Below are 11,834 nucleotides of genomic sequence, written 5' to 3' on the forward strand. Positions count from 1 at the left end.
AGTACTCTACAAGATGACCATAAAATGATGCATGGGGTGATGTTGATTGCATATCGTATGGACTTCGATCTTAATGACATTCGTAATCGTTAGCGGGATCTTGGCGTTGCTCATCTGGGGAGTGATATCCTTAATCAAGCGCTTTCGCTAAACGCAATGAGGAGTAGACATCTCTATGTGTTGAACTTATATTATCCAATTGGGAGGAATAGATGAATATTCGAATGTACCACGATCTGGAGGCTCAATTGGAAGAAGAGATTTGGGAGCTTGGAGAGGATGCAGCTCATACACTCCCATTAGATAGCAACTTGGCTGTGGAAAAAGCACAGAAGGCTTGGGATCTAATACCCGAGCCTAAGCATAAATGGGGCATCACAGGTGTAACCTTGCATCAATACGTTCAAATTCTCAATTATAACGGGCATACTCAGCGATCAGTAGAGCTTTTAAATGAGGAGATTTTAGATTTGGAAGGTACAGGGTACCGCATTATACATGCTGAACCTTATATTCAGATGGCGGAAACACTTCTTCATCAGAGCAAGCCTGTATTAGCTCATGAATATCTCCAGAAGGCATACTCGATTGGGAGGGCAAGAGCGTTTCGGGACCAGCCCGAGCTTTATCTCGAAATAGCAAAAAGTAAAGCTCTAGATGAACAGGATATACTACTTCAATTTGCGGCGTTAGATGTGAACGCCAAATTTTTAAGCGACTTAAAGGATAATAAACAAACATTGTAATGACCTCATATAGTCTGAGATAAAATGCTGATATGGATTAGACGGACAATGGGTTCCAAAATTATTTGTGGGGAGGACCAATGCATTGAAATTAAAAGAAGTGCTCTTAGCCACCCATAGTTTCGAAGCGATAAAAGCTTTTTACGGCTCTCTCTTGGATTTGCAGGTTGTGGAGGAAAGCTCTTCGCGGCTGTCGTTTCAAGTAGGGGAATCGGTTCTTGCTTTTCAGGAATCCTCCCATATGGAAAATGAGTTTTATCATATTGCGGTTACGATCCCAACGAATAAATTCATAGAAGCAAAACAGTGGGTAATCGACCGTGGAATTTCATTGATTTCAAGACCCCAAGAAGATGAGTTTTTTTTCGAAAACTGGAATGCAACAGCGCTTTACTTCTATGATCCGGATCATAACCTTGTCGAGTTCATCGCTCACCATACACTCGACAATGCAGTCACTGAAGCTTTCGGGCCCAACTCTCTACTTCATATAAGCGAGATCGGTCTTCCTGTCGATGATGTCCCTGAAGTATCTAGGATAATCACCGAAACGTTCCAACTTGATCCATGGGGAGGGGCTGGACAAAAGTTCGCGCCGCTAGGGAATGTAGAAGGATCATTTATAGTCATAGACAAGCAACGGCCTTGGTTTCCTGATGATAGGCTTCCGGCCGTATTTAATACCAGTGTCTTGTTTGAAGGTCCATACTCTGCCCGTCTTTCACTGCATAATGGTTTGTATGAATTGAGGTCAACCTGAGTTAAGGCTTCATCTCATCGCCATCACCCCCGGATTTCTGGAATAAAGCTTACGATAAGGGGGGAAACCCGGGGGCCATAATACATTCAGGAGAGAATATATGAATATTAGACTACTTAATTCAAATGAAAAATATCCAATAGATCTCTTGCTACTAGCTGATCCTTCGCGCCAACTTGTTGAGGAATATTTGAAAAGAGGGCAGTGTTATGTAGCAGAAATTGACAATCATATTGTTGGAGTCTATGTTCTTTTACCTACAAGACCTGAAACAGTTGAGTTAGTGAATATAGCAGTATCAGAAGATATGCATGGTAAAGGAATAGGCAGACTATTAGTGACACATGCCATTGAAACAGCTAGGGCACAAGGTTATAAAACGATGGAAATGGGCACAGGAAACTCTAGCATTGGGCAGTTAGCCCTCTACCAAAAATGCGGGTTTAGAATTGTAGGTGTAGATCTAGATTTCTTTATCAGACATAACTATCTAGAAGAAATTTATGAGAATGGCATACAGTGTAGAGATATGATTCGTATGTCTCAGGATTTATAGAGCTTAATTTTCTTTACAAACCCTTCAAAGGTATCTTAAGTAAGGTTCTGAAAGGTATATGATATTGTGCCAAAAGATGGTACAATGAATTGCGGAAAGGCTATACAATCATTGGATTGCAATAGTCCTTTTTTAATGAGTTGATATCCTACTAAGTTCCTGACAAGGGGTGGTTACTTTGTACAACACAACAACCACGATACTCACAGAGATAACAAAACATATGAAAGATCATGATTTAATCCTAAGTGATTTAGCTAGAGAAGCAGAAATGAATCCGGGCACCATGAGCAGTATTATTAATGGGAACCGCACACTTTCAGTCGATCAGTTAGATCGAATTACAAAAGCAATGGGGCTTCCCGTTGGCTATTACTACGAACGGTATGTGTCTGAGTATTTAACAGAGGCTAATCCGAATTGGCGTCGAATGAGTCCTTTTATACATAATTGTGCGAAATTAAATAAATTGGACTGTATACAAGAAGTTGTTAATTTATTGATGGATAAGTTAGGCTATTCAGAATCTTTATTTGAGCTTGCCGAAGAACTTTTTAGAGAAGGGCTTTACGAAGCGGCAACTATTCTATATGAGAATGTGGCTCTAAGTGAGAAAAAGCAATATTCAGAACGTCTGGCTATGTGTCAGTACCGTTTGTTCCATACAAGGCAAGGAGATAATCAAGAGAAAAACTATGAAGCAGCCGTTCAATTTGAAATATACGTTGATCGACTAGATGAGATAGAACAGTTAGATGCATTAAAAGATCTGGCGAATACATACCGTTCGTTACGAAAATGGGACAAAGTAGAATTATTCGCTAAAGCTTTGGGAGACAAGGCCAAAATTCAATATAACATGGAGCAACAACGGCATCCTTCCAAAAGAGAAAATGCAAAGAAACCAAGCTTTCCTCTGTTTGCTTATTGGGCTTTTTCTCATTTACTTCGTGCAGAAGTTTGTGAGGCCCATAAAGATTATGAGAAGGCACTTCAGCATACGTACACATATGGTGACTTAAGTTGGGTGAAAGAAACTGATGAAACTACTTTGAAGTGGAAAATGAGATATAAAGAATGGTCTAAAGCTAATACTTATGTAAATAAACTTCATGCTGGTGAAATTGCTGTTTTGGCTGATTATGTAACATTTTTTTCTTCAAGGAAAGAAGAGTTGCTTTCCGGATTAGATAACATACTTGAAGCTGCTAATCGATATCATCTAAATGTTGATCATATTCTAAATCAATTTCAAACGGAGATTTTAGCTTTGCTGGATAAACCTGAGTGTGTAGGTACGTACAATCAACAATTAGTTATAGAACGTTATGTTCATTTTGCAAATGAATTAGCGGTTTACTACTTTAACAAAAATAATTTTCCAGATGGATTTACTTTTTTGTTAAATTGTTTGGAAAAATCTACATTAATCAAAAATAAGTCGTATATAATTAAGTGTGTAAAGATGTATGAGTCCTATCAGGAGTGTGCAGCATCTGAGACGAAGATAGCATACAGAAATTTAATTAATGAGGTGGATAATAATGAAACGTGAAGTAATTCTATCTTTTTTAGTTACTAGTTTTATACTAGTAGTAGTAGTTCTCCCTCTTCAGTATCAAGACAAGGGGTCTATTTATGAGCCCACTGGACAACACGGAGGATTGTGAGAATAAAAAGGTCTCCAGTATAGGACACAGTATAACCTAAAAATATACTATTATTAAGTGGTTAGATGGAATGATCCGTCTAGCCTTTTTATTGCGTGTTTTGCTGTATATAAGCAAAATGAGGAAATCCTCTTTTGAGGAATATATGTAAAAAGTGCAAAAATGTAATGTGTGCTGTTGTAAACAACGAAGGGTATATGACTTTGTTCCAAAAGACAATGATGGGATAAAGTAATTTTTACTAACTGTTTCTCATTACATGGTTTAATTATGTATTATATGTCGAGTTTATGTTGAAAGGGTGGTTTATCTATGGAGATCACACCTACGATTAGAGCAGAAGTTCAAACCTATCTGATACGGAAAAGCTTAACCATGACCGAGTTTGGTCACATGATTGATTTGAATGTAGGGACAGTTAGTGGCATTGTGACGGGCAACCGATCAATTTCAGTTCACCAGCTAGATCGCATCACTATGGGAATGAATTTACCACCAGATTATTTTTATGAACGTTATATTGAAGAATGTATTGAGGAAGAACCGCTCAACTGGCGAAGAATCAGCCCTTTTTTGTACCGCTGCGTGGAGTTAGGGCGACTTGATTGCTTGCGAAGAGTTGTAGGTATGTTGCTAGATAATCCTGTTTATCTTCCTTCACTTTTTGAAGTAGCCGAGGATTCTTTTAAAAAAGGTTATACTGAAGCAGCGGCGTTCCTTTATGAAAATGTAGCAGAAGGGGAGAGATATCAGTATTCAGAACGATTAGCGGTTTGCCAGTATCGATTGTTTACGATTCGTATTGGAGACGATCAAGAGAAAGACTATGATGCAGCCATTCAATTTGAGCCTTACGTTGATCGGTTAGATGAGATAGATCAGTTAGAGGCATTAAAAGACTTGGCGAATACATATCGTTCGTTACGAAAATGGGATAAAGTAGAACTATTCGCTAAAGCTATGGGAGACAAGGCAAAAATTCAATACAAACTTGAACAACAGCGGCATCATGTAGATAGAGACAATTCGAAGAAACCCAATTTTCCTTTGTTTGCGTATTGGGCGTTCTCGCATTTACTTCGGGCAGAAGCATGTGAAGGAAGGAAAGACTATGAACAAGCGCTTCAGCACACTTATGCTTATTCCGATTTAAGTTGGGTTAATGCTACAGATGAAACTACTTTGAAATGGAAAAAAAAGTACGAAGACTGGGCAGTAGTAAATACGTACTTAAATAAGCTTCTTTCTGGCGATAAGAGCGTTCTTTCTGATTATGTAGCTTATATTTCTTCAAGAAAAGATGAGATTCTTCCCGCACTTGATATTATGATTGAGGCAGCTAACCGATACCATTTTGATGTAGATAATATATTAAAGCAATTCGAAGAAGAAATCATCTCCTTTCTGGAGCAGAAAAAAGTTGAAGGATTGTATACTCAACGATTCACAACGGAGCGATACACTCATTTCGCAAGGGAATTGGCGATCTATCTTTGCGCAAGGGGAGGTTTTCAGAAGGCTTCGCATTTTTGTTTAGCTGTTTGGAAAAGTCTGCTGAATCTAATAATAGAATACAAGCAATCAGATGTATGAGGTTGTTTACACATTTTAAAGAACATGCATCTGCTCACACGAAGGAAGTCTATGGAAATCTGATTAAAGCGGTTAACGAAGATGAAGAGTAAGCTGATCCCACCATTCCAGTTTTATGTTAGTAGCCAGTGAAGGCACCTCCTATTGAGCATTGAGAGAATGGCTCGAATTACGGACCAACGGGTCACCACGTGGCAGTCTGAGAATAAAATGCTCTCAAGTTCAAAATCACAGCCATTAGAAGGAGTAAGAGGATGAAGATAGATAAAATAAATGATACCTACTATGCTGGATTTGAAGGAGAACCAGAAATAAGATTGATTTATACAAATTCAGATAGAAGCTATGTATTGAAGATATGGAATGGATACTTTGATACATTAATGGATTGTTTGGTTCAACTAGAATCTGCACAAAGTAATATACTAAGTGAATATTATGCTCACGAAGGCTGGTATGAGGAAAGTCCATGGGAAGTGGAAAATATTAGAGAGACCCTACAATTGTTTGGTTCATTTGATATTAAATATTTGACCGAGGAAGAAGCGAAAAGTTTGACTAATATATTACCTGTACTTCCTGATCTTAAGAACGATATAATTATATTGTTACAGAAAGCCGTCAATGGAAACGGCAATGTGTTCATTGAGTATGATTAATATTTTATAAGCTTGCTCCTTTAACAATAAAATGGGAGCAAGCTTTTTTGCATAGTTAGTCAATTAAATAAAGGGTCGATAAAGAAAAGGAGCTATTGCGATGGGTTGGCTTCTTTTGTTTTGGGATTTTTCTGGGAAATCTACTTATTTCCTTTTATACATAAAAAAACGATTGTATACACCACTCCAGCAATGAGGCTTAGTATAAACGAGATTGATAAAGTTCTGAAAATAAAAGTAGAAGTGGGTACTGTATAAAATTCAAACATACCGTTGATTGAAGAACTCATTGTTGTTGGCCCTTTAATAAAGGAATAATAAATTCCTACACAAAAACCGTAAGACAAATACTTAATTAGATTTTTTTCAAATTTACTCATTTACTAGCCTCCAATAATGTTTATGGAAAAGGTGAAATTTGTACTATGAAGCCATTCAAAGTTATATAGGAAAAGCCTTTAAATATAGCGTCCTAGAATTATATAGTAAGGATGTTTATTGATATTATGTCAATTATATTATTATAAATCAAAAAAAGTAATAATGATATAATCAATACTTGATCACTATCATATGGATAGAACAGCTAAAACTGACTTAGGCATCATCTAACAGCGTTATACACTACTTTAGACATAATAAATCTGTTTATTTCAGTTCAAATGTCACATGGATTAAAAGGAAATAACAGGATAGCAGATGGATTTCCCTAAATCACCCCTTCTGATAAGATTATTTCCATCAAAATTAAAGTGGGCGTGGTAGAATGGGGAGAATATTAGTTCCACCTGACAAATTGATGGAAGTGGCTGATCAGTTCTTACACAGAAAGCATGAAATGGAACGTATGCTGAATTTTTTGAGTGGACGAATTGATTTTGTCCAACAAGGCTGGTCTGGGGCTACCCAAGAGAGATTTTTTCAGGAGTTTCAGGTTTCTCGACAATCCATGAGTGTGACGATTGAACGACTATCGACAGTAGCACAAGAACTTATTTTTATTTCAAAAAACTTTGCAAAGGTGGACGGGGAAAAAATCGTACTGGATGTGCCGTGGCTCGGAGCCCCTGTTAAAAAAGCATCCACAGGTGAAGGTTGGTTACATAAAATTTTTGAACAGATTGGACAAGCTGAGATCACTAAGGCTGAGGCTCAAATGGAAGCTAGCAAACTTCAAGGAGAAATCCTTTGGGATACTGCACAGGGAGCAAAAGGAGCTATTCAGGGGAATTTGACAGTGGGGATATGGCCTGATAAAGAACGGAATTATGATCATCCCATGGCAGCTAAAGTAGGAGAAATTCTCGGAAATGTAGCTACAACATTGCAAGGGGCAGGTGAGGTAGTAGCTGGAATAGGTGGAGAAGGATTATCCGTTGCTGTTTCATCTACAGGTGTAGGGAGTATCATTGGGGTACCCGGATTAATTGGATCGGCAGCTTTGGCGGCGCATGGAGCTACAACTGCGGTTAAAAGTGCAAAAGGAGCAGGGGAAAGCTCAGCAGAATTGTGGCAGATGGCGAAAGGAGAAGGTGGAGGCTCATCAAAATCCACTCCTTCTTCGGGAGCTAAGGCAGAAAAGGCACCGCATGTCGTCGAGGGAACCCACAATTACAATAGGGGTAGCATAATTAAGGAAGGAAATAAGACGAAATATACAAACCCTGCTGGCAATGAACTGACATGGGTTGATCAACATCCCAAAAATATTAACCGTGATATTGAAAACTTTATGAATAGCTCAGATGTAGGAAAGGCAACTGAAGCAAAAGTAGCTGGCTTTTTAAAAGAAGAACGTGAAGTCACTGGTTTTGGGCAAAAAATATTAAAGAAAGATGGTCAATTTGCAGGTGATTTAGATGTGGTTACAAAAAATGAATTAATTGAGGTAAAGGCTTCGATCAAAGCAGTTAAAGAAGGACAACTTGAGAAAATGACAATTACTACTGATAAGCTTTATTTTAATCCAGAACAGAAGAAAGTTATACTTTATATTGATAAGCCTTTGGGCAATCTATCTCAAAGTAATATAGAAAAATTAGATAATATCAAGAAGCTAGGAGTAACTGTTGTAAATTCCTTGGAGGAATTAAGAAAGGTGGTTAAGTGATGGGGAGTTCGGCTTTTATTTTAATAGAACGAGAAAAATATACACCTGAGAAATTACTAGGAGATGCAATCGTAGCTGCCTTTCATGCAGATGCTGGATTATATTTTGACAATGATAAAAAATATAAGAACGAACAGTTTTTTTCAACAACTCTAAATATATCTTATAACCCACTAGGTGCTGAAAATAACCAGCAGTTTATATTCTATATTGATGGAATTTATAATTACGAAATTAATTATGAGCATGATGAGGATATTAGTGGATTAGATTCAAGCTTGTCCTTGTATCAAGTAGGATGTATTGAAGATGTTTATGGTGTTGAAGAGCTGATTTTTCGATTTATATATGAATATCTCAAGCTAAATCCTACTGACTATTTTTGGATTCCTGATTACGATTGGGTCTACAGTTGGGAAGATATGCAGAAGTTCAGATCTCTGCCCTATGATCCAAACTGGTGCTATAAAAATCCTAAATCAATATAATTCACAACGATTAATGAATATCTATAAGCTTGCTCCTTTAACAATAAAATGGGAGTAAGCTTTTTTCATAGTAATTTATCTGATAAAGAAGATAATTTGCATGCACCTAAGAATTAAGAGGCGGGTTTAAACAGGAGAGTCTCCAATCAGGCTACTAACTTAGCGATATGGGTAAAGTATACGGAAGGTGCGTGAATGTTATGAAGTATGATACATTCTTAAAATTATGGGAAGAACAAAATAGTCTAATGAGACTATTGTTCTGTGAAAATAAAGTGTTAGACTGAAAAACAAAGCATTAGACCGTGAAAAATAAAGTTGTAGACTGGCAGCCGGCATTAGCCAACGGGCAGGATAACGCAACCATCAGATGGACTTATGGTTCTCATTTGATACAATTTATCCCAGAAGTATCTTCGAGGGTTAATGAAAAGCAGCGGTGATGAACTAATAGGAGACCAACACAAAAAAGTGGTAGTTTATGGATATGCAATAGTCTACTATAGGATCTTATTCTCGGTTCGTCTGAACCGATTGTAACGGAGATTCATGAAGTGCCTGGAGAGATGGAAATAAAAGTGTTGTCTGACAATGGACAGAGCGGGATTGGAAGAGCGGAAGTGAAGTGGCAAAGCCCGTAAGCGTAGGTCACAGCTCATAATACGAACGGAGAACTATAGCTTAACCAAGAAATTACTGGAAAATGCGGAGGGTAATTTGGATCGTAATTCGCTGGAATCGAGCGGAGATTCACTTCGCAGACAACTGGTGGCACTACGCGCCGAATGGAACTTGGTACTAAAAGGAGGGGCAGGACACATGCAAGAAGAACAGGAAATATTCGCGGGCGACGGATATAACAGATCGTACGCAATGGCTACGGGTATGCCGATTTTGAATCTTAGGGGTAGCATACCGCGTGAAAGTAACGGCCAACTACCGTTTCCGTGGGTGACAACGGGCATCAGGATTGATAAAGAACAGATGTTGGAAACCGTTATGAAGCAAAAGACACTCGAGTATTTGTTTAATATGCAATTCAGTAAGGAGGAAATGACCGACCGCAATTTGGTTGTAGGCTGTTATGAATACAGGAATCCGAATGACAAGGAACAAATAATGCTATATGCGCTGGTTTCGTTGAAGGAATTTCTCGCGAGATACGGCGATGAACGGGCATTGGAGATTCTGATGCGAGTTGGCTGCACATACGAGAAGATTATGGAGGAATGTGATGAAGCCATTAAAGAACACTTTGCAGTGTTGCGCCGGTCACTTCATTTAAAGAATTTGAGGGACAAATATGATGTCGTTTACGAGTGGAGTGAAGAGGAAGGGGTAAAGACGTACATAATCAGATACACCAAATCGAGTTATACGAAGATTAAAGCTAAATCATTCGAAGAGTTGACCAAACTCTATGATGAGCAACGGAAGAAGGATGCAAAGAAGACGTTCGCGACTCTGGAGCCGTTAGAAGCATTCATGCAAGCATAAGAAAACCGCCCCTTTACGGGGTGGTTATTCAACATTTCATTGAACGAAGATTCGAGGAATATCCAGCGATAGAGAGGATTCTCGACAGTCGCATCGGAAAGTGCTGACCCGTACGCCAGATATGGTCGAATGGGGACTGATGGAAGACGTTGATCCAGCCGATTATTTCGGCAAAACCAATAGAGGTAGAACGATTTAAGGCGATTGGAAGCCTAGCGATTCAGGGAGAATTTATCGCCTCGGTGTTTCTTACTGACGGTAAGCCGATCGGCAGCACCGAAACGGTTGTAGATATATCGCATGAAATAATTTAGCACCACTTGTTACGCTAACAGAGAACGTTAGTTCAATAAACCAGCGGCAGTCTAGGACTTTATTTTCAGGTCCTTGACTGCCGCTGGTTTTATATTTGGGTCAGTCTAAAACTTATTATTCCAAGTCTGACGATTTAGCAATTCAGAATCAGCTTAGGACCAACAAATCCAGTCTAAATCTTTATTTTCATCGGACAACTATTAGAGAGGAGGGATTTAAGAATCGGAAAATTTTTTATCATGGATTTGATAAGAAGTATTTTCGGTTATTTTCATTGTGGGCTGGGACTTGCAAAAATATTGGAGGCTTATAGCATAAACAAAGAGGAGGTGCATGAAATCACCATGATACACATGGAACCTATTCAAGTGGGTGAGCATACATTTATCGGAGTCGAGGTCAAACTGCCTAAAACAACGCTGTTAACGATCTCTAACTCCCGTGGTTACATCATGTGTGGTGCGTCTAAGATGCGGCTATTTCAGGGGATATAAAATTTTCTTTATTTAAGCCTTAAAGTCAAGCAGGACAAGCTTTCATAGCAGTTTTCAATTTACTGATCTTTACTGATTCATTCTATTGAAATCTTATAAATGACTGAATTTTGTGACCTCTTGGAGGAGGACAAGCATGTGACTGTGCATTGCATTTCCGTTATAATCCTTCAAAGAATAATTATACGCCCCATCATCTACTCCTTTAATGGGGGCTTAGCTACGCTGAATAATTTTATCTTGCTCTTTTAAAATACCTTGCATTGGTTTCGTCCTTAAAAATAACTTGTGTACTAACTAAGGGAGCTTTACCTATTTGAGTTTTAACTGAATAAATTTCAGATGGTTTGTATCCTTGAATTTTTACAAGATAATCGAATACTTTATTTTGAGTATCACTTTTAGCGTAACTACTAAGCATCCAAACGCTTGCGAATATCATTACTATAAAGATTGCTATTCCATATTTTCTCATAACTATCTCCTTTGTTGGAGCAAGCTAAAGTGGCGCTACCAATGACGTAATATTTGCTTCGAACCGTTACTTAAGAAAAGGAGCCGTTGCGATTTGGACAGCTTCTTTTGCTTTGGAGTTATTCAAAGAATCTACTTATTTCCTCTTATACACAAAAAAGTAATTGTATACACTACTCCAGCAAAGAGGCTTAGTAGAAACGAGGTTGATAATGTTCTAAAAATAAAAGTAGAAGTGGGTACCGTATAAAATTCAAACATACCGTTGATCGGAGTACTCGTTGTTGTTGGCCCTTTAATAAAGGAATAGTATATTCCTACAATAAAACCGTAAGACAAATACTTAATTAGATTTTTTTCAAATTTACTCATTTGTGAGCCTCCAATAATGTTTTTGGAAAAGTAGAATTCTTGTACTATGAAGCCATTCAAATTAGTATAGGAAAAGCCTAGTATTAAAAAAAATCTTTGT

The 11,834-nt window shown here is 38.0% G+C and carries 12 protein-coding genes and 2 pseudogenes; 11 read left to right on the forward strand and 3 right to left on the reverse strand.

Features of this window, described 5'->3' with window-relative positions; genetic code table 11:
* Positions 1 to 6: 6 nt before the first annotated feature.
* The gene (locus ACWA2B_RS02680; RefSeq protein ID WP_449291672.1) at positions 7 to 138 is read right to left on the reverse strand and encodes a hypothetical protein; all 132 of its coding nucleotides are present in this window, start codon (positions 136 to 138) and stop codon (positions 7 to 9) included.
* Positions 139 to 212: 74 nt separating this feature from the next.
* On the opposite strand from ACWA2B_RS02680, the gene ACWA2B_RS02685 reads away from it, so the two are divergent.
* From ACWA2B_RS02685 to ACWA2B_RS02710, 6 genes and pseudogenes are all read left to right on the forward strand, one after another.
* Positions 213 to 746 (forward strand): hypothetical protein, encoded by a 534-nt coding sequence (locus ACWA2B_RS02685; RefSeq protein WP_318626801.1) that lies wholly within the window; start codon positions 213 to 215, stop codon positions 744 to 746.
* Between the two features lie 85 nt (positions 747 to 831).
* Positions 832 to 1,506, forward strand: a complete 675-nt coding sequence (locus ACWA2B_RS02690) for a VOC family protein (RefSeq protein WP_318626800.1) — start codon at positions 832 to 834, stop codon at positions 1,504 to 1,506.
* Between the two features lie 100 nt (positions 1,507 to 1,606).
* On the forward strand, positions 1,607 to 2,062 hold the full coding sequence (locus ACWA2B_RS02695; protein ID WP_029516562.1) for a GNAT family N-acetyltransferase: 456 nt from the start codon (positions 1,607 to 1,609) through the stop codon (positions 2,060 to 2,062).
* Between the two features lie 223 nt (positions 2,063 to 2,285).
* The gene (locus tag ACWA2B_RS02700; RefSeq protein ID WP_449291673.1) at positions 2,286 to 3,617 is read left to right on the forward strand and encodes a helix-turn-helix domain-containing protein; all 1,332 of its coding nucleotides are present in this window, start codon (positions 2,286 to 2,288) and stop codon (positions 3,615 to 3,617) included.
* A 427-nt stretch (positions 3,618 to 4,044) separates the two neighbouring features.
* Positions 4,045 to 5,417 (forward strand): annotated as a pseudogene (locus tag ACWA2B_RS02705) (helix-turn-helix domain-containing protein).
* A 162-nt stretch (positions 5,418 to 5,579) separates the two neighbouring features.
* Complete coding sequence (locus ACWA2B_RS02710; RefSeq protein WP_449291674.1) at positions 5,580 to 5,984, forward strand: hypothetical protein; 405 nt, start codon at positions 5,580 to 5,582, stop codon at positions 5,982 to 5,984.
* A gap of 140 nt (positions 5,985 to 6,124) precedes the next feature.
* Here ACWA2B_RS02710 and ACWA2B_RS02715 read toward each other — a convergent pair whose 3' ends face one another.
* Positions 6,125 to 6,364, reverse strand: a complete 240-nt coding sequence (locus ACWA2B_RS02715; RefSeq protein WP_039269860.1) for a hypothetical protein — start codon at positions 6,362 to 6,364, stop codon at positions 6,125 to 6,127.
* Between the two features lie 386 nt (positions 6,365 to 6,750).
* On the opposite strand from ACWA2B_RS02715, the gene ACWA2B_RS02720 reads away from it, so the two are divergent.
* The 5 genes and pseudogenes from ACWA2B_RS02720 to ACWA2B_RS02740 form a co-directional block, all read left to right on the forward strand.
* Entirely contained in the window at positions 6,751 to 8,094 is a 1,344-nt protein-coding gene (locus ACWA2B_RS02720) for a WXG100 family type VII secretion target (protein ID WP_029516566.1), read from the forward strand.
* Positions 8,094 to 8,582, forward strand: coding sequence for a hypothetical protein (locus ACWA2B_RS02725; RefSeq protein WP_029516567.1), 489 nt, complete (start codon positions 8,094 to 8,096; stop codon positions 8,580 to 8,582). The genes ACWA2B_RS02720 and ACWA2B_RS02725 overlap by 1 nt, the downstream gene beginning before the upstream one ends.
* Before the next feature lie 717 nt (positions 8,583 to 9,299).
* Positions 9,300 to 10,079: a hypothetical protein gene (locus ACWA2B_RS02730; protein ID WP_230584964.1), complete on the forward strand. Its 780-nt coding sequence runs from the start codon at positions 9,300 to 9,302 to the stop codon at positions 10,077 to 10,079.
* Between the two features lie 149 nt (positions 10,080 to 10,228).
* On the forward strand, positions 10,229 to 10,393 hold the full coding sequence (locus tag ACWA2B_RS02735; protein ID WP_155271686.1) for a hypothetical protein: 165 nt from the start codon (positions 10,229 to 10,231) through the stop codon (positions 10,391 to 10,393).
* A gap of 345 nt (positions 10,394 to 10,738) precedes the next feature.
* A pseudogene (locus ACWA2B_RS02740) lies at positions 10,739 to 10,858 on the forward strand (DUF1805 domain-containing protein); the annotation flags it as partial.
* A gap of 265 nt (positions 10,859 to 11,123) precedes the next feature.
* Here the strand turns inward: ACWA2B_RS02740 and ACWA2B_RS02745 are convergent.
* The gene (locus tag ACWA2B_RS02745; protein ID WP_230584966.1) at positions 11,124 to 11,363 is read right to left on the reverse strand and encodes a DUF3139 domain-containing protein; all 240 of its coding nucleotides are present in this window, start codon (positions 11,361 to 11,363) and stop codon (positions 11,124 to 11,126) included.
* Positions 11,364 to 11,834: the final 471 nt, after the last annotated feature.

It is taken from the genome of Paenibacillus sp. CMM36 (assembly GCF_053570945.1).

Excerpts from the sequence above, each read along its gene's own strand:
- ACWA2B_RS02685 (WP_318626801.1), top strand. The coding sequence starts at position 213 with ATGAATATTCGAATGTACCACGATCTGGAGGCTCAATTGGAAGAAGAG.
- ACWA2B_RS02695 (WP_029516562.1), top strand. The coding sequence starts at position 1,607 with ATGAATATTAGACTACTTAATTCAAATGAAAAATATCCAATAGATCTC.
- ACWA2B_RS02700 (WP_449291673.1), top strand. The coding sequence starts at position 2,286 with ATGAAAGATCATGATTTAATCCTAAGTGATTTAGCTAGAGAAGCAGAA.
- ACWA2B_RS02710 (WP_449291674.1), top strand. The coding sequence starts at position 5,580 with ATGAAGATAGATAAAATAAATGATACCTACTATGCTGGATTTGAAGGA.
- ACWA2B_RS02715 (WP_039269860.1), bottom strand. The coding sequence starts at position 6,364 with ATGAGTAAATTTGAAAAAAATCTAATTAAGTATTTGTCTTACGGTTTT.
- ACWA2B_RS02720 (WP_029516566.1), top strand. The coding sequence starts at position 6,751 with ATGGGGAGAATATTAGTTCCACCTGACAAATTGATGGAAGTGGCTGAT.
- ACWA2B_RS02725 (WP_029516567.1), top strand. The coding sequence starts at position 8,094 with ATGGGGAGTTCGGCTTTTATTTTAATAGAACGAGAAAAATATACACCT.
- ACWA2B_RS02745 (WP_230584966.1), bottom strand. The coding sequence starts at position 11,363 with ATGAGAAAATATGGAATAGCAATCTTTATAGTAATGATATTCGCAAGC.